General features: G+C 68.8%; 22 protein-coding genes and 1 riboswitch. Of the genes, 6 read left to right on the top strand and 16 right to left on the bottom strand.

The genetic code is table 11. The annotated features are described in order from the left end of the window. The first annotated feature begins 12 nt into the window (after window positions 1–12). Window positions 13–1,218 carry a Fic family protein gene (locus EV647_RS37770; RefSeq protein ID WP_202871014.1) on the top strand — a complete coding sequence of 402 codons (1,206 nt, stop codon included), beginning with the start codon at window positions 13–15 and terminating at the stop codon, window positions 1,216–1,218. A gap of 9 nt (window positions 1,219–1,227) precedes the next feature. Here the strand turns inward: EV647_RS37770 and EV647_RS37765 are convergent, their stop codons facing one another. Genes EV647_RS37765 through EV647_RS37755 form a run of 3 tightly spaced genes read right to left on the bottom strand, consistent with a single transcriptional unit; the run spans window position 1,228 to window position 4,187 of the window. Continuing rightward, on the bottom strand, window positions 1,228–2,208 hold the full coding sequence (locus EV647_RS37765; protein WP_134011789.1) for a phosphotransferase family protein: 981 nt from the start codon (window positions 2,206–2,208) through the stop codon (window positions 1,228–1,230). A 28-nt stretch (window positions 2,209–2,236) separates the two neighbouring features. Beyond that, window positions 2,237–3,076: an amidohydrolase gene (locus tag EV647_RS37760; protein ID WP_134011787.1), complete on the bottom strand. Its 840-nt coding sequence runs from the start codon at window positions 3,074–3,076 to the stop codon at window positions 2,237–2,239. Between the two features lie 19 nt (window positions 3,077–3,095). Further along, window positions 3,096–4,187: a mandelate racemase/muconate lactonizing enzyme family protein gene (locus EV647_RS37755; protein WP_238177598.1), complete on the bottom strand. Its 1,092-nt coding sequence runs from the start codon at window positions 4,185–4,187 to the stop codon at window positions 3,096–3,098. Window positions 4,188–4,321: 134 nt separating this feature from the next. On the opposite strand from EV647_RS37755, the gene EV647_RS37750 reads away from it, so the two are divergent. Genes EV647_RS37750 through EV647_RS37735 form a run of 4 tightly spaced genes read left to right on the top strand, consistent with a single transcriptional unit; the run spans window position 4,322 to window position 6,907 of the window. Then, window positions 4,322–5,026: a GntR family transcriptional regulator gene (locus EV647_RS37750; RefSeq protein ID WP_134011785.1), complete on the top strand. Its 705-nt coding sequence runs from the start codon at window positions 4,322–4,324 to the stop codon at window positions 5,024–5,026. A 10-nt stretch (window positions 5,027–5,036) separates the two neighbouring features. Further along, window positions 5,037–5,885 (top strand): fumarylacetoacetate hydrolase family protein, encoded by an 849-nt coding sequence (locus EV647_RS37745; protein ID WP_134011783.1) that lies wholly within the window; start codon window positions 5,037–5,039, stop codon window positions 5,883–5,885. Window positions 5,886–5,914: 29 nt separating this feature from the next. Beyond that, window positions 5,915–6,520 carry a class I SAM-dependent methyltransferase gene (locus tag EV647_RS37740; protein WP_166679903.1) on the top strand — a complete coding sequence of 202 codons (606 nt, stop codon included), beginning with the start codon at window positions 5,915–5,917 and terminating at the stop codon, window positions 6,518–6,520. A gap of 9 nt (window positions 6,521–6,529) precedes the next feature. After that, a complete protein-coding gene (locus tag EV647_RS37735; RefSeq protein ID WP_134011779.1) occupies window positions 6,530–6,907 on the top strand; it encodes a VOC family protein in 378 nt (125 codons plus the stop codon). 5 nt (window positions 6,908–6,912) lie between these two features. On the opposite strand, the gene EV647_RS37730 is transcribed toward EV647_RS37735, so the two are convergent. From EV647_RS37730 to EV647_RS37695, 8 genes are all read right to left on the bottom strand, one after another. After that, window positions 6,913–7,293, bottom strand: a complete 381-nt coding sequence (locus EV647_RS37730) for a hypothetical protein (protein ID WP_238177597.1) — start codon at window positions 7,291–7,293, stop codon at window positions 6,913–6,915. After that, on the bottom strand, window positions 7,290–8,531 hold the full coding sequence (locus EV647_RS37725) for an alpha/beta hydrolase (RefSeq protein WP_134011777.1): 1,242 nt from the start codon (window positions 8,529–8,531) through the stop codon (window positions 7,290–7,292). The genes EV647_RS37730 and EV647_RS37725 overlap by 4 nt, the downstream gene beginning before the upstream one ends. A 66-nt stretch (window positions 8,532–8,597) precedes the next feature. After that, the gene (locus EV647_RS37720; protein WP_238175359.1) at window positions 8,598–8,984 is read right to left on the bottom strand and encodes a hypothetical protein; all 387 of its coding nucleotides are present in this window, start codon (window positions 8,982–8,984) and stop codon (window positions 8,598–8,600) included. Window positions 8,985–9,039: 55 nt separating this feature from the next. Beyond that, window positions 9,040–9,411 (bottom strand): hypothetical protein, encoded by a 372-nt coding sequence (locus EV647_RS37715; protein WP_134011775.1) that lies wholly within the window; start codon window positions 9,409–9,411, stop codon window positions 9,040–9,042. Beyond that, window positions 9,408–10,517 (bottom strand): alpha/beta hydrolase, encoded by a 1,110-nt coding sequence (locus tag EV647_RS37710; protein WP_134011773.1) that lies wholly within the window; start codon window positions 10,515–10,517, stop codon window positions 9,408–9,410. The genes EV647_RS37715 and EV647_RS37710 overlap by 4 nt, the downstream gene beginning before the upstream one ends. Window positions 10,518–10,580: 63 nt before the next feature. Then, on the bottom strand, window positions 10,581–11,129 hold the full coding sequence (locus EV647_RS37705; protein WP_134011771.1) for a histidine phosphatase family protein: 549 nt from the start codon (window positions 11,127–11,129) through the stop codon (window positions 10,581–10,583). Further along, window positions 11,126–11,866 (bottom strand): CbtA family protein, encoded by a 741-nt coding sequence (locus tag EV647_RS37700; RefSeq protein WP_134011769.1) that lies wholly within the window; start codon window positions 11,864–11,866, stop codon window positions 11,126–11,128. The genes EV647_RS37705 and EV647_RS37700 overlap by 4 nt, the downstream gene beginning before the upstream one ends. A gap of 4 nt (window positions 11,867–11,870) precedes the next feature. Then, a complete protein-coding gene (locus EV647_RS37695; protein WP_134011767.1) occupies window positions 11,871–12,068 on the bottom strand; it encodes a CbtB domain-containing protein in 198 nt (65 codons plus the stop codon). Between the two features lie 36 nt (window positions 12,069–12,104). Further along, a riboswitch (cobalamin riboswitch) is annotated at window positions 12,105–12,236 on the bottom strand. A gap of 415 nt (window positions 12,237–12,651) precedes the next feature. On the opposite strand from EV647_RS37695, the gene EV647_RS37690 reads away from it, so the two are divergent. Continuing rightward, a complete protein-coding gene (locus EV647_RS37690; RefSeq protein WP_134011765.1) occupies window positions 12,652–13,293 on the top strand; it encodes a LysE family translocator in 642 nt (213 codons plus the stop codon). 288 nt (window positions 13,294–13,581) lie between these two features. Here the strand turns inward: EV647_RS37690 and EV647_RS37685 are convergent, their stop codons facing one another. From EV647_RS37685 to EV647_RS37665, 5 genes are all read right to left on the bottom strand, one after another. Then, window positions 13,582–14,946, bottom strand: coding sequence for an MFS transporter (locus EV647_RS37685; RefSeq protein ID WP_134011763.1), 1,365 nt, complete (start codon window positions 14,944–14,946; stop codon window positions 13,582–13,584). 38 nt (window positions 14,947–14,984) lie between these two features. Then, on the bottom strand, window positions 14,985–15,350 hold the full coding sequence (locus EV647_RS37680) for a DUF1304 domain-containing protein (RefSeq protein WP_134011761.1): 366 nt from the start codon (window positions 15,348–15,350) through the stop codon (window positions 14,985–14,987). 15 nt (window positions 15,351–15,365) lie between these two features. Further along, window positions 15,366–16,277 carry a phosphotriesterase gene (locus tag EV647_RS37675; protein WP_134011759.1) on the bottom strand — a complete coding sequence of 304 codons (912 nt, stop codon included), beginning with the start codon at window positions 16,275–16,277 and terminating at the stop codon, window positions 15,366–15,368. A 75-nt stretch (window positions 16,278–16,352) separates the two neighbouring features. Beyond that, entirely contained in the window at window positions 16,353–16,997 is a 645-nt protein-coding gene (locus EV647_RS37670; protein ID WP_134011757.1) for a response regulator transcription factor, read from the bottom strand. Beyond that, window positions 16,985–18,703 carry a sensor histidine kinase gene (locus EV647_RS37665; RefSeq protein ID WP_166680528.1) on the bottom strand — a complete coding sequence of 573 codons (1,719 nt, stop codon included), beginning with the start codon at window positions 18,701–18,703 and terminating at the stop codon, window positions 16,985–16,987. Before EV647_RS37665 ends, EV647_RS37670 begins: the two co-directional genes overlap by 13 nt. Window positions 18,704–18,840 lie beyond the last annotated feature (137 nt).

The following is an 18,840-nucleotide window of genomic DNA, read 5'->3' as shown; positions in this document are numbered from 1 at the left end:
ATAGTGGCCAGTGTGAACCAACCCGGAGATCTTCAGCTCGCGGTCGGGTGGGAGCCGTCCGAATGGGACGCGGGCGACATCCCGATGTCTCGTCGTGAGCGGGCGGAGTCGACGGGGTCCTATCTGGCGTCCGTCCCGCCTGGGATCTCGGACCTGGATTTCGACATCCCTTCGGAGGTTGCCGCCGGAGCGGAGGACGCGCTGGTAGAGATCTCCCGCTTCGACGCCGAGCTCGCCGCGTCGCTCCCGCGAGCCGATGGCGAGCTCGCGCCGCTCGCCGTCGTCCTGCTGCGCACCGAGTCGGCGTCCTCCTCGCAGATCGAAGGTGTCACCGCGGGAGCGAAAGCGCTGGCCATCGCCACCCTGAACGAGTCCTCGGGTCAGAACGCCCGGATGGTCGCTGCCAACGTCGAGGCCATGCAGAAGGCGATCGATCTGGCCGATGACCTCAGCACCGACTCGATCCTCGCCGCTCACCGGGTACTGATGCACGACCAGGCCTATGCCCATCCCGGGCGGCTCCGAGACGGTCAGGTCTGGATCGGGGGCGGGCCGACCCCACACACTGCGACGTTCGTCCCGCCCCGGCACGAGCGGGTGCCGGCGTTGATGGACGACCTGGTCGCGTTCTGCCGGCGGACCGACCTCCCGGTCCTCACCCAGGTCTCGATCGCACATGCCCAGTTCGAGACGATCCATCCGTTCAACGACGGGAACGGCCGCACCGGCCGGACTCTCGTCCACGCGATGCTGCGCCGGTCCGGCGTGACCAGGCGGCTGACCGTCCCAGTCTCAGCCGGCCTGCTCACCGACACCGATGCGTACTTCGCGGCGCTCGGCTCGTACCGAGACGGCGACCCCGTCCCGATCATCACGCAGTTCGGCCGAGCGTCGTTCGCTGCCGTCGGCAACGGCCGCCGGCTGGTCAGCGACCTCACCGAAATCTACGCCGACTGGCAGCAAGTCCTCCCGTCACGGAAGGGCTCGGCTGCCCGTCGCCTCCTGCCGCACCTCCTCAGCCAACCGGCCGTCACAATCGCGCACGTCCAGCAGCATCTGGACGTGTCACAGCCGGCCGCGCAGCGCGCCGTCGATCAGCTTGTGGAAGCAGAGATTCTGAAGCAGATCTCGACGGGGAAGCGCGACCGGGCATGGATCGCACGCGAGGTGATCACCGTGCTGGACGACTTCGCAGCGCGCTCCGGGCGCCGCGGCTGATCTCGCCGCTCAGCTGAGTTGGGTGAGGATCTCGGCCATCGTGGCGTAGCTTTCGCGGACGGCTTTGGGGTTGTTGAGGCGGTGGCGTTCGAGGCGGAGTGCGGCTAGGTGGCGGGCCTCGTAGAGGCTTGCTCGCCAGAGGGCGGCCGGGGTTCGGTTCAAGGCGCCGTACGAGTCCCAGAAGGATTCCCGTTCGTCGTGCTTCGCCTGGGCCATGCGGATGGTCCAGTCCGCGGCGGGGTCGCCGAACTCGGTTCGGTCGAAGTCGAGTACGCCGGAGATCAGCGGTTCGGATGCGGTCGCGTCGAGGAGGCAGTTCACCGTCCACAGGTCGCCCGTCAGCAGCCGCGGCTCGCGTACTTCGTCCAGCGTCGCGCGCTCCTGTGCAGCCAGCTCGGCAGCCTTTCGTACGTCGGTGCCGTCGAGACCCGCTTGCTCCAGGTCGTCGGCGATCTGCGTGAAGGATGCGGTCACTGCCTCACTCCAGGACGCGTACGACGGGCCGGCCACGCGGCCGAAGTGCGGTCCGCGTACGTCGTGCACGGTTCGGGCGATCGCGCCGAGTTGGCGGAAGAACGTCGTACGGCCGGATCGTGGATAGCGGCCGAGTTGCTCCGGTGCTGGAATACCTGCCAGGCAGGTCTGGATCATCCAGTCCCGGTCCACGATGTCGTGAGACCAGTCGACCGCCAGGACCTGTGGCATCAAAGGCGCCATCGCCGCGAGCCAAGGAACGGTCGCGTATTCGTTCCGCATCAGGTGCAGCTCGGACCCGAACTGCACTGCCTCTTGCGGTGCCGCCCGTAGGATCACCGGGTCGTTCCTCCCGGCCACGTCCACCCGGTAGACGCTGTTGTAGCCGCCGTACCCCAGCTCAACAGCCCTCACCGCGCGAGAACCGAACGCCCGCCGGCAGATCGCCTCGATCTCCCCCGCCGTCAGCCCACGCTGAAACGCCCCCGCTTCCCGCGCAACGCCTTGGAGCTCCATCTCCCGCCTTCCGAGTAGTGAGCGGGAGCTACAGGTTGTACGTGCGGGTGGCGGTGGTGGTGAAGATTGCCTCGTGTTCGGTGGGTGACAGGTTGGTGGTGAGGGTTTCGGCGGTTTCTACTACTTCGGCGTAGGACGCGGCGAGGAGGCAGACGGGCCAGTCGGAGCCGAACATGACTCGGTCCGGGCCGAAGGCGTTCAGGACGACGTCGGCGTACGGCTGGAGGTCGGCGGGTTTCCAAGTGGTCCAGGGGGCTTCGGTGACCATGCCGGAGAGTTTGCAGGTGACGTTGGGGAGGGCGGCAAGCTCGCGGAGTTGGGTCGCCCACGGCTCGAGAGGCTCGCCGACGGCCGGCTTCGAGATGTGGTCGACGACGAAGGTGAGCTGCGGGAGGTTGCGGGCGGTCTGGATCGCGGCCGGGAGATGCGGTGTCTTGGTGAGCAGGTCGTACACCAGACCGGCGTCGGCGACGGCGGACAGCCCGCGCTGAACGTCGGGGCGCAGGAGCCAGTCGACGTCCGGCTCGTCGTGTACCTGGTGCCGGATGCCCTTCAAATACGAGCCGTCCGGGCGCGCGATCAACCCGTCCAGAGCGGTCGCGACGTCATCGGCCGTGAGGTCGACCCACCCGACCACACCCGCGACCAGGTCGTTGCCAGCAGCAACCTCCAGGAACTCGACGGTCTCGTCGACGACGCCAACGGTCTGCACCAGGACCGTGGAGGTGACGTCGGCGGCCGCGGCCAACGGCGCGAGGTCGTCGATCGAGAAGGTGCGCCGGATCGGGTCCAGCTCCGGGCCGACCATCCAGGACTGCTCCCGGACGCTCAGATCCCAGATGTGGTGATGGGCGTCGACTCTGCTCATGCTGGTGTGGTCCCTTCACTCAGGCAACGCGCCGGTCGTCGATGGCATCAGCATTCCAGTCGATCCCCAGACCGGGTACGTCGGGCGCGACCGCGCGCCCGTCGACGACGGTCATCTCGGACCGGGTGATCGCCCGCAACTGTGGGATGTGCTCGACGTACCGCCCATTGGGTACGGCGGCCGTGAGGCTGACATGCAGTTCCATCAGGAAATGCGGGCACACCTCGAGGTTGAACGTCTCGGCCAGATGCGCCACCTTCAGCCACGGAGTGATCCCGCCGACCCGCGCCACGTCCACCTGGACGATCCCGGCCCCGCCTGCGGCGACGTACTCCCGGAACTGCGAGACGGAGTACAGCGACTCCCCCACGGCGATCGGGATCGACGTGGACGCCGCCAGGTGCACGTGCCCCGTCAGATCGTCGGCCGGCAACGGCTCCTCGAACCAGGACAGGTCCACCGCCTCGAACGCGGCTGCACGCCGGCGAGCCTCGGGGTACGTCATCGACTGGTTGGCGTCGACCATGATGTCCAGCCCGGGCCCGACCGCGTCTCGAACCGCCCGCAGTCGCTCCAGGTCCTCGTGCACCCGCGGCTTCCCGACCTTGAGCTTCACACCGGGCCAGCCGGCCTTCTGTGACGCCAGCGCACCGGCGACCAGCTCGTCCGTTGACAGGTGCAACCAGCCGCCCTCGGTGTCGTACAACGGCACCTGTTGCCGGTAGCCACCGGCCAGTCGCCACAGCGGCTCCCCGGCACGCAGACACCGCAGGTCCCACAGCGCGGTGTCTACCGCAGCCAGAGCGAGGGAAGTGATCGCACCGACAGTCGTGGCATGCGTGGACCAGAACAGGTCGGACCAGATCGCCTCCACGTTGCGGGCGTCCGCACCGACGAGTCGCGGCAGCAGGTGGTCCCGCAGCAATGCGAGCACGGCTGTGCCACCGGTGCCGATCGTGTACGAGTACCCGAGCCCGGTCAGCCCGTCGGATGTCGACAAGGAGACGAAGATCGTCTCCTGCTTCAGGAAGGCCTGGACGGCGTCGGTGCGGACCGTCTCGACCTCCAGGTCGACCAGGTACGCCTCGGCCCGGACGATCGCAGAGCTCACCGATTTCCTCCAAGATCCTATAGGATATTGCGTACCTGATGCTCCCGCTTCACACTGGACCCGTCAAGACGGACTGCGAGTCGGGCAGAATGAGCCTCTTCGGGCGGAGCACAGTGCGGGAGGAGCGGGCGACAGTGACGGATGCGCACGTAGGCCTGGCGGGGCAACTCGCCCGCCTGCCGCAGCGACAGGTGCTGAGTGACGACGTCTACGAGACGGTCAAGGGCCTGATCATGGACAGCGTGGTGGAGCCGGGCACCCGGTTGAACATCGACGCGCTGACCCGTGAGCTGGGCATTTCGCAGACTCCGATCCGGGAGTCGCTGGCCCGGCTGGAGTCCGACGGCCTGGTGATCAAGGAGCCGTTGCGCGGGTACCGCGTGTCGTCCCGGCTGACCCGTGAGGAGTTCGACGACCTCTTCGAGTACCGCCTGCACATCGAGCCGTGGGCGGCCGGGCGCGCTGCCGAGCGGGCGGGCGCCGACGACCTGGCCCGGCTCAAGGCGGAGATGCTCAGCTACACCGACGTACCGGATCGTCCGTCGTACGAGAGCTATCGGGCGATGGCCGCGCACGACCAGCGGTTCCACGACCTGGTGCTGGAGCTGGCCGGCAACGAGACCGCGCGGCTGTCCTTCCAGCGGACACACTGCCACCTGCACCTGTTCCGGCTGTACTACGGTGGCGGCATCGCGACGAAGGCGTTGCGAGAGCACAAGGCAGTGGTGACCGCCGTCCGGAAGGGCAATCCGGAGGAGGCGGCCGCGGCGATGCGGTCGCACATCGAGGCCTCCCGCGCCCGGCTGCGGCCCATGTTCGACAAGACTGATCCGTCCTAGGGAGACATTTGTGGAACTGCTGCGCCTCGGCGCGGTCGGCGAGGAGCGCCCGTACGTGCGCGCGGCCGACGGCACCGTTCACGACCTGAGCCCGCTCACCGCAGACATCGACGGGGCGTTCCTCGCCGCCGACGGCATCGCCCGGACCCGCGCGGCGCTCGAGGCCGGCGAGCTGCCGGTCGCCGACATCGAGGGCCTGCGGGTCGGCGCGCCGATCGCCCGGCCGGGCGCCGTGGTCTGCATCGGCCAGAACTATGCGGCGCACGCCGCCGAGTCGGGCGCCGAGCCGCCGAAGCAGCCGATCGTCTTCTTCAAGCACCCGAACACCGTCGTCGGCGCGTACGACGAGGTACTGGTGCCGCGCGGCTCCGCGAAGACCGACTGGGAGGTCGAGCTCGCGGTCGTCATCGGCAAGCAGGCACGGTACGTCGAAACCGACGAGGACGCGCTCGCCTGCATCGCCGGGTACGCCGTCTCGAACGACGTGTCCGAGCGCGCGTTCCAGATCGAGGTCTCCGGCGGCCAGTGGTCGAAGGGGAAGTGCTGCGAGACGTTCAACCCGCTCGGGCCTTCGCTGGTTCCGGCGGACGAGGTCGACCCGACAAACCTGAACCTGCGCTCGTGGGTGAACGGCGAGCCGCGGCAGGACTCGAACACGCAGGACATGATCTTCTCGGTGGCGGCGCTGATCCGCGACCTCTCGCAGTACATGGTGCTGAGCCCCGGCGACATCGTGAACACCGGCACGCCGGAGGGCGTCGCGCTGTCCGGCCGGTTCCCGTACCTGTCACCCGGCGACACGATGGAACTCGAGATCGAGGGCCTCGGCCGCCAGAAGCAGACCCTCGGCAAAGCCTGAAGTCCCCGGCCGACTCTAGGGTCGGCCGGGTGACCGACTATCTCGCCGACATCAGCACCTCGTACGACACCGTCGCGCCGTCGTACGCCGAACTCGTCGTGACCGGCGCCGACTGGGAAGACAACGCCTTCGACCTGCTCACCGAGCTCCTGCCCGGCGACTCCAGGGCCGTGCTGGATGTCGGATGCGGGCCGGGGCGGACCACCGGTCTGCTGGCGGCGCGCGAGCTGCAGGTCGTCGGGATCGACCTGTCGCCCGGGATGATCGAGGTGGCCCGTCGCGACCACCCGGAGCTCGACTTCCGCGTCGGCTCGATGACGGCGCTCGACCTACCGGACGACTCGGTCGCCGGCGTCGTGTCGTGGTGGTCGATCATCCACCTTCCCCGCGACGTCGTTCCGCAGGCGTTCGCCGAGTTCCACCGCGTCCTCACGCCAGGTGGCGTCCTGCTGATGGGCTTCCACGTCGGCGAGGAATCGACCCACAAGACATCCGGGTACGGCGGCCATCCGATGAACATCTACGTCCACCGCTGGACCGCGTCCGCCCTCACCGAGATCGCAGTCGCCGCAGGCTTCACGCCGTACCTGGACCGCCCGGAAATTCCCGAGGACCGGCTGTTCTTCCGGAAGTAGCCTCTGCCCATGACTTCTCGCGTGCGTACCGTGACGTTCGATGCCCACGACCCCTACGAGATCGCCGGCTTCTGGCTGCAGGTCCTGAAGGCCGAGCGTCCCGACGACGACCACCCCGGCGACCCGTACGCCTCGGTCCCGGCCGACGGCCTCACCGTGCTCTTCGAACAGAACAACGACGAGAAGGTCGTGAAGAACCGCGGCCACCTGGACCTCGAACCCGACGGCCCCCGCGACGAGGAAGTCGCCTGGCTCCTCACCCTCGGCGCGACCATCGCCCACGACCACCGCAACCCGGACGGCACCGGCTGGGTCACGATGCAGGACCCCGAAGGCAACGAATTCTGTGTCCTCCGCAGCGCATCCGAACGAGCCGCGACCAGCTGACCGGGCTACTCCGGGATCGCGGGGGTTTCGCCGGAGAGGGTGAGGCGCCATTCGTTGTCCCAGGCGTGGACGGTGACCTGGAAGCCGTCGCGTTCGGCGCCGGCCCGGTGGTGGCCGTTCTCGACGGGCGCGACGGTGGTTCGCCAGCCGCGGCTGGTCAGGGCCGCGACGGCGGCGGCGAGTTCGCCGGCCGGGTCGGTGACGGACGGGTCGCCGTTCTCGACGGTGATCGAGCAGATCGTGTCCGGACCGCTGCCGTCGGACAGTACGGCGGGGTTCACCGGGCCCACGTCGTGGGTGACCACGCCTTCGTAGCCGGGTACGGCGGCTGCCGCGACCGCGAGCAGCTCCGCGCGGAGGAGGTCGCGGGCCTCGGTCAACGTCATCGTTCGGGTCCTTCCTGTGTGCGTGCGCGCCGGCCGCCGTCGAGGACGGTCTTCCTCGACGGCGTCGAGGCGACCGTACGCAGCGCCGCGAGTCCGTCGTACGCCTTGGAGATCGGTACCGCCGCCTTCGACTGGCCGAGCGTACGCAACGGCCCGGCCCAGGACGCGCCGAGCAGGCGGGTCTCCTCCTCGGGTGTGGTCCGGGCGGCCAGCGTCACCGCGTCCAGATCACCACGGACGATCCGGCCGACGTTGATCATCGACTCACTGTTCTTGTCGAAGTAGCTCACGTGCCCGGTGATCTGGACCTGCGCGTTGTCGGTCTCGATCCGTACGACGTCGGGAAACGAGGCGGGATCCGGCCCGTGCTGTTCGGCGTACGACACGTAGTCCCCGCGCGACCGCGCCACCGCGAAGAGCTCGGCGCCGGGCGGTGTCATCTGCGCCGCAGAGGTGATGCTCGGGTCGACACCGGGACTGCCGGTCAACAGGTACCGGTGAGCGCGAGCCCCCTCGAGCATCGCCCGCGCGACGACCTGGGCACCGTAACTGTTCCCGATCAGCGTGACCTTGGCGTCCGGCGCTCTGACCACCGCGAGCCCTTCCTGGAACCGGCACAGCAACGGCGCAGCCGCACGGGAACTCTCGGTGGACCTTCCCTCGGTCAACCCGAGAGGCGCGTGATACCCGAGCCACACCACCATCGCCGTACCCGGACCAGCTTCCTCACCGATCTCCTTCGCCCGCACCGACTGAGAACGCACGCGTTCCAGGTCGTTGTTCATCCCCGGCACCAGTACGGCGATGTTGCGGGCCGTCCTGAGATCGCCCTGGACCTCGATCATCCGCCCCTGCCCCTCCGGGTCGACGAGCAGGAACTGCCGGGGTACGTCGACCGCGACACGGTTCCCGTCCGCGTCGACGTCGAGGCGTTTGCCGGCCGGCTGCAGCATCGCGGTGAGCGTCGCCAGCCGCCGGCGCTGCGCAAGCGTCGCGTCCCGGCTCTCGACCAGCGCGTGCAGTCGCTGGTGCGCGGCCACCAGGATCAGGTGGTTCGCGCGGTACCGGAGCTCGGGCGGCGCACCTTCCAGCGGTCCGACCTGCTCAGGCCGACTCTCCGCCAGCGCCCTCGCCGTCTCGGCGGGCAGCGACCCGAAGAACGCGTCCACCTCCGCGACCGCCCGGTCGTGCGGCAGGTCCCGCACCCGCAGGATCAGCGCATCGAGGTCCTCGGACATCCCTCACCTCACGAGACACTGGGACAAACGCTTGCCGGTGCATCGTAGGCGACGGTGAAGGTCCTCCTAGAGATCGTCGACGTACGGAGTCTGGCCGGTGAGGGTCAGGCGCCAGTCGGTGGTTCGGGCGGTGACGGTGAGGTCGTAGCCCTGGCGGCGGGCGGTCAGTTCGTGGCGGCCCTCGCTGGGCTCGGAGATGGTGACCTTCCAGCCGCGGGACTCGAGGGTCTCGGCGGCGAAGCCGATCTGGGCCTCCGGGTCGGGCGTCGTGGTGGGGTCGCCGGTCTCGACGGTGATCGTGCAGACCGACTCCGGACCGCTCTCGTCGGACAGGGCGCCCTGGTCGACAGGGCCGACGTCCTGGGTCACCGTCGGTGTCTGGTCGGGCACGACGGTCGCCGCCACCGCGAGGAGTTCCGAGCGGAGGTGGTTGCGGGCTTCGGTCAAGGTCACGCTTCCGTGATACACCGTGCAGCCAAGCCTCGCGAGGACACGCCGCGTTTCGGTGTCAAGAAACGACGGGAGTCTCCCCGGCGAACGTTATCCGCCAGTCCGCCGACCACGCGTGGACGGCGACCTCGAACCCGTCGCGGGTCGCTGCGACCCGATAATGACCGCTCTCCGGAGGTACGACGTCAGCAGTCCAGCCGCGGGCGCGGAACGCCGCGGCCGCAGCGTCGACCGCAGCCGCCGGGTCCGGGGACCGCGGGTCGCCGGTCTCGACGGTCACCCTGCAGACGGTGGCCGTCCCGCGCCCGTCGAACAGTACGCCGGGATTCACCGGCCCCGGGTCGTGCGTCACAACCGGCCGCTGATCAGGTACGACGGCTTCCGCCACCGCCAGCAACTCGCTCCGCAGGAACTCCCGATCGCCCGTCATCGCTGCCGCCCTTCCCAGCCCCGTCCCGCACCGTTCGTCGTCCGCCCCGCCGCAGCCTGCCCGGCGGCGGCTCCGGCCGACTCCTTCGACGGTTTGGTGAGGGCCACAACACCGTCGTACACCTTGGACGCCGCCCCGGCGGCGGCGTTCAGCGCGCCACCCCACGACGTACCGAGGAAGAGCTTGGTCTCGGCGGACCGGCTGGTGTTCGTGGTCGTGATGGACGTCAGGTCGCCCCGGACCACCCGCCCGATGTTGCGCAGCGACTCACTGTTCGGCCGGTAGTACTCGTTGTGCCAGTGCACCGACACCGGGTCGTCGCCGGCCCGCGGATCGGTGGTCGCCATCCGGATCGCGTCCGAGAAGGTCGCCGGATCCGGTCCGTGCCACTCGGTGTACGAGACGTAGTCTCCCGGGGCGCGCTCGGTGTACAGCCTGGTCGGCGGCTGGACGAAGTCGGCGGCCTCGTCGACGTACTTCGCGATTCCCGGCGAGCCCGTCATCACCAGCCGCTTCGGCCGGGCGCCCGCCATCACCGCTTGCGCGGCCACGTCGGTTCCGTACGAATGCGCGACCAGAGTGACATCGGCATCCTCGGCCTTCAGTTCGTCGACCTCGTTCATGAACTCCGCGAGCCGCGGGCCGGCCGCGACCGCCGCGTCCTTGCTCGCGGCCTGCACCAGGCTCTGCGGTGAGTCGTAGTCGAGCCACACGACAACGGCCGTACCCGGTCCGGCCTCCTGCTTGATCAGGTCACCGCGGTCCGACTGCCCGCGGAACGTGTCCAGGCTGTTCCCCATCCCGGGCACCAGCACCGCGATGTTCTTCGCCGCCTGGAGATCACCGAGGACCTCGACCGCACGGCCCTGCCCCTCGGGATCGACCTCGAGGAACTGTCGCAGCCGTTGGACCTCGACGACGTTGCCGTCGGCATCCACGTCGGTGACGGTGACCGGGGTGAGCAGCTCCTTGACGGTGTCCAGCCGCTTCTGCTGATCGTCACTCGCCGTACCGGCGTCGACGGCGGCCTGCAGCCGGTCCCGAGCCGCGACGAGCACGGCATGGTTGGCACGGAACCGTTCGGCAAGCTGGTCGGACTCGGTCATCGTGACTCCCCGTGACAGCCGGTCACCTGGGCGTGCAACCGGGCCAACCGCAGTTTGTCAGGCCTAAGGGGTGAAGGCCAGTGACCAGTTGCCGGAGTGGTACGAGAGGTTGACCGTGGCCAATGGGCGTACGTCGACGTGCCGCAGCGACTCCGCGGGCGCGTCGACGACGTACAGGACGATCGCGCGGACGATCGCCGGATGAACGACCGCCAGCGCGGAACCGTGCTCCCGCGCGGCGAGATCGCCCAACCAATCGGCAACCCGGGCGAGCACGTCGTTCTCGGTCTCGCCACCGGGCGTGGCGGTGTGCGGCCGCTCGAGCCATGCCGGGGTGCGCGATGGCTCGGACGCGAGTAGCTCTTCCAGCTCGCGCCCGGTCCACTCGCCGTACTCACGATCCCGCAGCGCCGGCTCCACCACCGGGTCGTGCCCGAGTACGGCGGCCGTGCGTACGGCGGCCTGCTCCGGCCCGGCGTACACGGCATCGGCAGACAATTTCAGCTCGCGCGCCGCCTCGAGACTCGCCGGATCCGGCTCGGCGTCCCCACCGAGTACGAGTCCGCGCAACGTGGGTGTCAGGGCGTGCGCAAGCACTGTGAGAGCCGTCAAGCGGCAGCCACCTTCGATCGGATCGGCCGGCGGTCCACCGCGACCGCATACCCGAATCCGAGCAGGAGCCACAGCGTCGCCTGCGTACCGAGCGAGGCGAACCGGAACTGCCACAGCAGCGTAGCGGGGAACGTCTCCGGAACCTCGTTGATCCGCGGCAGAATCAGGTACGCCGTCACCACGGTGACGACCAGCCCGACGACACCGCCCGCGAGCCGGGCGACCTCGCCGTACCGCGCGGCCCACCGGGACAGCGCGACACCGGCCCAGACGGCGAGCAGGCCGATCACCAGCGTCAGGAGATAGGTGACCGTACGGCGGGTGATCGTGTCCGGATCACCGACCGCGGGCGGGTTCGGCGGGTACTTGAGGAACGGGACCAGCACGATGCCGACGAACCCCGCCGCGGCGAGTCCGAGCGCGGCGTACGCGTCGTTCCCCGTCCGGAGCTTGCGGCGGAGCAGCGTGAATGCGACCGCGAACAGCCCGCCGAGCGCAACGCCGTACAGGCTGGTGGCAAGGAACAGGCCGGCCCGCTGGCCGTCCCGGCTGACGAGCGGGTCCTCGTGGTGGTCTTCTTCATGAGCGTGAGTGTGCGCGTGACCGCCGGACTCTTCGATAGCGATCGCCGCGTCGACACGCGACTCGCCCACCGCATAGGCGAACGTTCCGGCCAGCAGGCCGGCGAAGAGTCCGACGATCAGTCCGCGCACCAGGAGCGATCCGAAGGTGCGCATGTCGTTAGTGACAGGGAACGCCGAGAAGGTGGCGACCGTCGTGCATCAGCTCGTGCAGGTACATCCCGGACCGGGACACCGCACCCCGGTCGAACCCGACCAGATACGCGAGCAGGAGCATCACGCCGACGCTGAGCAGCGCGGCGGCGAGAAGCTTGGAAGAGAGCGCCGGTACGGCGACCGACTGGGCAGGAACTGCCATCTGAACTGAACCTCCTGGGGAAGTGCGCGTCCCCTTAGAAAGGCTGCGAGTGCCCGAGCGTCCTGACTTACGAGCCGAAACTCGATCACAGTGGCGCGGCCGCGCCGGCTTCTCACCGGCTTCCCTCATGGCACCGCAGGTTGACCCTCGAACCGTAGGGGCCACCCCACCCCCCGGTCAACGCACCACGGCGCGCCGGTGACCTATCCCACCCACACCTCGCCGGCGCGGAGGTGGTGTGGACGGGGCGGTGGTGTGGGCAGAGGGGGTAATGGCCAGGGAGGCCGTGGGCAGCAGGTGGGATGTGGACGGGAGGTGGGATGTGGACCCTCTTCCCGGCCCCGCACCTGCTCCGACCACCGAGTCGTGTCGTTTGGCTCCCGACCCCTGCGCCGAGTCGTGGATCGTGGTCGTTTTTTCGCCCGTTTCGCCGCCGATTTCCACGACTCGGCGGCGCACCGCGCCAAGCGGGGGTGGGTAGCGCGCAGGGGCGTTGCGCTGAGGAGCCTCGCGACGAAGCAAGCTCCTGCGCGTCGCGCAATTGGGCTGACCACATCCGCCCGTCGCGCTTACCCTGGACGACATGCCGTCCGCTCATCACTTGCTTGCGTTTGCGATTACTGCGTTCATCATCATCGTTGTGCCAGGGCCCAGTGTGCTGTTCATTGTCGGGCGGGCGCTGGCGGTTGGGCGGAGGGAAGCTGTGCTGACGATGGTGGGGAACACGCTCGGGGCCGCGATTCTGCTGGGGGCGGTGTCGCTCGGGCTCGGGACGTTGATCGCGGCGAGTGCGATCGCGTTGACCGTGGTGAAGCTCGCGGGCGCGGCGTACCTGATCTTTCTCGGGGTGCAGGCGTTTCGCTCGCGGAAGTCGCTGGTCGAGGCGATGCGCGGTACGGCGAAGCCGAGTACTACCCGGCGGACCATCCGCCAGGGATTCCTGGTGGGGGTGACGAATGCGAAGACGGCGGTGTTCTTCGCTGCTGTGCTGCCGCAGTTCGTCGACAAGGGGGCCGGCGCGCCGGCGTGGGCGCAGATCTTGGTGCTCGGGCTGATCTTCATCTTGATCGCGCTCTGCTCGGACAGCGTGTGGGCGTTCGTTGCCGGCACAGCGCGCGAGTGGTTCGCTCGCTCACCGCGCCGGCTCGAGCTCGTCGGCGGCACCGGCGGCCTGATGATCATCGGCCTCGGCGCCAGCATCGCGGTCACCGGCTCTAAGGAGTAAGTGCGTCTCCTGTGTGCCCCATGTATGGCGAACTGCGGCCGTGAGACAGGTTCTGGTGGGCTCGCACCGGGTATTCCTTGTCCGCAGCGCCCACAGGATGTCTCTTCCTCCAACACCCGACCGACCGCGGGCACGTGCGGACGCATTCCTCCGAAACTGCATCTCGACAGTACGTATACGTCTACTACCCGCCACCGCACACCGGGCGGCGGGCCGGATTCCCGGGCAGTGGACGTATACGTACTGTCGACCTGCACAAAATCCAGTTCCAACACGCGCTGCAAGTACTTAGGCGGTAGCGGTACGGCGGCCTGCTGGTACGCCGAGGAGTGCGAGGAAGGCCGGCAGACCGAAGGCGACTAGGTACGCCAGTACGGCGGAGTGCGGTTCCATCGCGGCGAACAGTGATCCGCCGATCGCGAGGATCGTTGCGGTCGACAACGAGTCGCTGAGCTGCAAGGCGGAGCTGTTGGCGCCTTGTTCGTCGCGTTCGGAGTACTCCAGGACCAGCACGGACAGGGTCGGGAACACGGTCCCCATGCCCAGACCGGTCAGGCTCCAACCGAGGATGCCCACCAGCACCGGCACGTCCGGGTTGAGCGTCAGTGCCGCGGTGACGATGCCGACCAGGATCGCGAGCATGCCGAACTGCAGAAAGACCGCGTGCGAGAACGGCTGGTTCGGGCGGCCGCGGTACCACGACGCGGCGGACCAGCTCAGTGCGCTGACCGTCAGTACGAGACCGGCGAGCGCCGGCGACAGGCCGCGTTCCCGGGTGAGCATCAACGGCAGGAACACCTCGGCGCCGAACCCGGACGCCGCCACCAGCCCGCGCAGCGCGATCACCGACGGCAGCCCACGCCCGAACGCGAACGTCCCTGACGGCAACAGCCGCGGGCCGAACGCGATCACCCCGGCCAGACCGATCACGAGCAGCACGATCTGTACGACGCCACGCTGCTGCCCGCCGTAGTGCAGCAGCCCGACACCAACCGCGGCCGCGACTGCCCACAGCGCCCGCTTGTCCCACAGCTTCCCCGGACGTACGTCGTACGCGCTCCCGCGAGCCAGGCCGGGACGCATCACCAGGGCGGCCGGGATCGCGATCGCCGGTACGGCGAGGAACACGAGCCGCCAGCTGGAGTGTTCGACGATCAGGCCGGCGATCGCGGGACCGACGAGGGACGGCACGACCCAGCCGGTCGCGAACGCGGCGAAGATCCGGGGCCTCAGACGGGCCGGGTACAGCTGACCCACGACGACGTACAGCGCGACCGTGAGCAGGCCGGAGCCGAAGCCTTGGATGATGCGGCCCGCTACGAGGATCTCCATCGACGGCGCCAGGCCCGCGATCAACAGCCCGGCCAGGAACCACGCCGTACCGTGCCAGAGCGGACGGGTCGGGCCCTTCAGGTCGCTCCAGGTGCCGGAGACAACCATCGCGACCACACCGGAGGCGAGCGGGCCGCCGAACGCGAGCGCGTACAGGTTCAGGCCGTCAAGTGCCTGCGCAACGGTCGGCATCGCGGTCGCGACGGCCAGGGACTCGAACGCGACCAGGGTGATCAGCGCGACCATCCCGATGGTCAGTGCGCGGTACTGCGGTGAAAGGACGCCGCCTGTCTCAACAGTTGGCTCAGCAGCGATGGTCATGCCGAGAAGCCTCAGGCCTCAAGTGCACTTCAAGTCAACTAGAGAATCGCGGCGAGAACGAGTGCGGCGATCGGCGGCACTGCCTGGGTGGCGGCGGCACGGAGCATGCGACGGTCGGAGGCGAGGAGCACGACGCCCGCGCCGGCCATGCACGCGCACGCGAAGAGCGCGATCGCGTGGCCCTTGTCGCCGCCCCAGATCAGCCCGCCGAGCGCACCGATCGCCAGGAACAGGTTGTAGAAGCCCTGGTTGAACGCCCACGGCCGAGCGGTCTCGACCTCGGTGTCCTTCACCAGGAACCGCCGGTAGGTGCTCGGCTTGCGGAACAGCACGCTCTCCATGGCGAACACGACCACATGGAACACACCCGCGACACCCACGAAGATCTGCGCGATCACGCTCATGCCCGGAAGGTACCGCTACGCCCGCCAATCCGTGGCGAAGGCGCGCGCCGGGTTGTTCCGGAACACGGCGTCGGCGATGTCCGCACCGAAGTACCGCGTGATCCGCGGCCTGAGGTGCGTCAGCAGGTACGGCATCCCCGGACCCTCGCCGGTCGCGGCCCGGGCGCGGGCCGTCGTGGTGTCGCCGCCGAGCAGCAGGCGGTCCGCGTACCCCGCGTCGATCAGCGCCGCGAGGCAATCGGTCAGCCGTGGATCGGTCGCGTTGTTGGCCCGCGACGGTCCGTCGAACGCCAGCCACGCACCTCGCTGCGCCAGCTCGAGATGTACCCGATGGTCGGGAAACCGGTTGAGATGCCCGAGGATCACAGCGGCCGGGTGTACGTCGAGTTGGTCGACGAGCAGATCGAGTACGGCGTCTGCGGCGGAACCGAGCTCGTGGTGGACGGCGATCGGCGCGTTGGTCGCGTGATGGGCCTCAGCCGCTGCCCGCATCACCAGCTCGGCATGTCCGTCGAGGACGTGGAACCCGCCGGCCACCTTGATCAGCCCGGCGCGGACCGAAGTGTCGCCGATGCCTGTCGTCAGCTCGCGGACGAAGATCTCGGCCAGCTGGTCCTGCACCTTGTCGACGTACCCGTCCGGGTAGTGTTCGCGCCGGTGCAGGCCGGTCGCGGCGACGATCGAAACGCCTGTGCTGGTTGAGATTCCGGGCAGAAGACCAGCTTGCCGGTTCAGTCCGTGCGGAGTCCATTGCACGATCGCCTGACCGCCCGCATCCGCAAACGCCCGTACCTCGGCAACCGCTGCTGCCTCGTCGTCCAGCTCCTGTCCAGGCAACACAGCCGAACGGAAGAACAGATGGTCGTGCGAGTCGGTCACGCCGAGCGCTTCCGGCACGAGATCGTTCAGGACCGTACGGATCCGCATCAGAACCTCTCTGTCAGGCCACGGCACCAGCAATGGAAACCGTAACCCGGCAAGTGGCTCGAAGATGCCGTCGGGTCAACCGCGGAGGGCAGTCAGTACGGCGAGAACCCGGCGGTTCACGTCGGCCGAGGGTTCCAGTTGGAGCTTGCGGAACAGGTGTGCGCAGGTTGCCTCGACGGTGCGCTCGCTGATGTGGAGCTCGCCGGCGATGGCCGAGTTGGACCGTCCCTCCGCCATCAGCGCCAGGATGTCTCGCTCCCGACTCGTGAGCTGGGTCAGGGGCGAGTCCGGGCGCCTTCGCCGCATCAGCCGCGACACGATCGTCGGGTCGAGGACGCATTCGCCGTCGGCGACCCGGCGGAGTGCATCCACGAGTACGGCGATGTCGGACACCCGCTCCTTGAGCAGATAGCCGACACCGCCGGGTTGATCGGCGAGAAGCCGGGATGCGTACCGGCTCTCGACGTACTGGCTCAGCACGACCACCGCCGTGTCCGGGTAGCGCTCTCGGATCCGGCGAGCAGCCACCAACCCTTCGTCGGTGTGCGTCGGCGGCATCCGGATGTCCACGATCGCCGCATCCGGTGTGCCGAGTGCGACCAGGCGGAGCAGTTCGTCGGCATCAGCGGCCTCGCCGATGACGTCGATGCCGGCGTCACCGAGCAGCCGCGCGAGGCCCGAACGGATCAGCATGACATCGTCCGCGATCACGACTCGCACGGGATCACCGCCGTCACGACGTAGCCGCCGGCCTCGGGATCAGACCAGGTGACCTCTCCCCCGACCGCACCGACCCGATCGCCGACCGTCGTGAGATCCGGTGTCCGGATGGTCGCGGACTCCGTCTCCACCCTGACGATCAGCGACTCCGCGACCTGGCGGACCGCGATCCGGCAACGGGTGGCGACAGAAGGTTGTACGACGCTACCTACCGCGGCAGCGACGGTCGCATAAGCAGCCATCGCCACCTCCGTCGTCAGCGCGTCAGTGACCTGCATCGTGAGCTCCGCCGGTACGTCGGACTCCGCCACGAGCTCGACCAGAGCCTGCTCGAGACCCTCGTCGGCGAGCACGCTCGGAAACACACCGTGCGCCAGCCGACGCAACTGGCTGAGAGCGTCACCGACCTTGTTCTCCACCCTCTCGATCCTGCTGCGCGTGTCCTGGTCGGCGTCGGCGCGGGCAATGCGCAACTGGAGACCTACGCCGACCAGCCGTTGCTGCGCGCCGTCGTGCAGGTCGCGCTCGATCCGCCGGCGTTCGCCGTCCGATGCGGCGACGACCCGGCGCTGTGACGCGCGTACCTCTGCCAGCCGCGCTCGAGCGACCGTTGACAACTGTGCGTTGTGAAGCGCCAACCGGGTGACCGGGGACAGACCCGCGAGGATCTCCGCCGGGTCCACGGTACGGGCGACGACGAGCCGAACGGTCGGCTCGTCACCGTCGGTCAGAACGACCGTTCGGTCCGGTTCAGGCGGATCCACGACGGCAGCACCGGCCGGGTCGAGCCACCGCTCCTCACCGGGCACAGCGAACTGGACATCGACGACGGCTCCACGCCGTACGGACACTGCCGACAGGCCGGCCACCACCCTGTCGACGGCCGCGCGGGTCCGCAGAACACGAAGGTGCAGCAGGCACACCGCTGCTCCGACAGCGGCGACGGCCAACGGCTCCAGCGGGAGTCTGACGGCTGACGGCGTGATGGTCTCGAAGGTCAGCCACCGTACGACGGCCAGCCCTCCGAGCGCCATCAGTGCAGCCAGCACTGCGCCGCTCACCAACCAATACGAACGGGACCTGAGAGTCGCGGCGACCGCGACTCCACCGATCACAGCAATGCTGACGATTGCCGCCGTGGTGATCGCCATCGTGGCGCGGGTCCCGACCAGCTCGCCGAGGAGTGGCGAGAGGTTGGCACAGGTCTGGGCGCAGCCCGGATCGGCAAATGGGTCATAAGCCAGCACGTGTACGCCGGCAGCAATGACAGCGATCCCGGCGATGACGATCACGAGCCGGTCCGCTCGTGGCTCTCCTCGGGCCGGCCAGAGTAGTGCCGTCGCGGCGATCGCGGCCACGGCCAGCGGTCTCGTTGCGAGAGTAGCGCCGCGCAAGGAGTCCGGCAGCCACTCCTGAGAAGCCCACAGCGGCAGGACCGCCGCAACTCCGGCCAGCGCGAGCGCTGCTGAGGCGCGGCTGCTGTGCGACCGTGCGGCCCAGGCCCCTGCGACGGATACCGCGGCGGCCACGGCGACGACCAGCACGTACCAGGCCGGCAGCCGCTGAACCGTGGCTGCGTTCGGGTTCGCGAACGCGAACGGCAGCACGCAGAGCACCACGACCGCGGCCGACAGCACCGTCACGGACACGGCCATACCTGCACTGCGCACCGCTACCACCGGACCTGCCCCCACCACCACGGTCACGCTTCCCATTGTGCGCTTGTGAAGTCACAGTTGGGTGCAGTGGTAGCCACACTCGATCCGCGTGCCAACACGGTCGGCAGAAGACAGCGCCACTCGTAGCGTCCGGAGTACTGGACGTTACTCACCGTCCAATCTTC

Source organism: Kribbella sp. VKM Ac-2566 (assembly GCF_004366005.1).
GTDB classification, from domain to species: Bacteria; Actinomycetota; Actinomycetes; order Propionibacteriales; family Kribbellaceae; genus Kribbella; species Kribbella pratensis.
Note: the sequence above shows the minus strand (reverse complement) of the source record. Positions and strands in the feature narration are given on the sequence as shown.

Excerpts from the sequence above, each read along its gene's own strand:
- EV647_RS37765 (WP_134011789.1), bottom strand. The coding sequence starts at position 2,208 with ATGGAGCTCCAAGGCGTTGCGCGGGAAGCGGGGGCGTTTCAGCGTGGG.
- EV647_RS37760 (WP_134011787.1), bottom strand. The coding sequence starts at position 3,076 with ATGAGCAGAGTCGACGCCCATCACCACATCTGGGATCTGAGCGTCCGG.
- EV647_RS37735 (WP_134011779.1), top strand. The coding sequence starts at position 6,530 with ATGACTTCTCGCGTGCGTACCGTGACGTTCGATGCCCACGACCCCTAC.
- EV647_RS37730 (WP_238177597.1), bottom strand. The coding sequence starts at position 7,293 with ATGACGTTGACCGAGGCCCGCGACCTCCTCCGCGCGGAGCTGCTCGCG.
- EV647_RS37725 (WP_134011777.1), bottom strand. The coding sequence starts at position 8,531 with ATGTCCGAGGACCTCGATGCGCTGATCCTGCGGGTGCGGGACCTGCCG.
- EV647_RS37715 (WP_134011775.1), bottom strand. The coding sequence starts at position 9,411 with ATGACGGGCGATCGGGAGTTCCTGCGGAGCGAGTTGCTGGCGGTGGCG.
- EV647_RS37710 (WP_134011773.1), bottom strand. The coding sequence starts at position 10,517 with ATGACCGAGTCCGACCAGCTTGCCGAACGGTTCCGTGCCAACCATGCC.
- EV647_RS37700 (WP_134011769.1), bottom strand. The coding sequence starts at position 11,866 with ATGCGCACCTTCGGATCGCTCCTGGTGCGCGGACTGATCGTCGGACTC.
- EV647_RS37695 (WP_134011767.1), bottom strand. The coding sequence starts at position 12,068 with ATGGCAGTTCCTGCCCAGTCGGTCGCCGTACCGGCGCTCTCTTCCAAG.
- EV647_RS37690 (WP_134011765.1), top strand. The coding sequence starts at position 12,652 with ATGCCGTCCGCTCATCACTTGCTTGCGTTTGCGATTACTGCGTTCATC.
- EV647_RS37685 (WP_134011763.1), bottom strand. The coding sequence starts at position 14,946 with ATGACCATCGCTGCTGAGCCAACTGTTGAGACAGGCGGCGTCCTTTCA.
- EV647_RS37680 (WP_134011761.1), bottom strand. The coding sequence starts at position 15,350 with ATGAGCGTGATCGCGCAGATCTTCGTGGGTGTCGCGGGTGTGTTCCAT.
- EV647_RS37675 (WP_134011759.1), bottom strand. The coding sequence starts at position 16,277 with ATGCGGATCCGTACGGTCCTGAACGATCTCGTGCCGGAAGCGCTCGGC.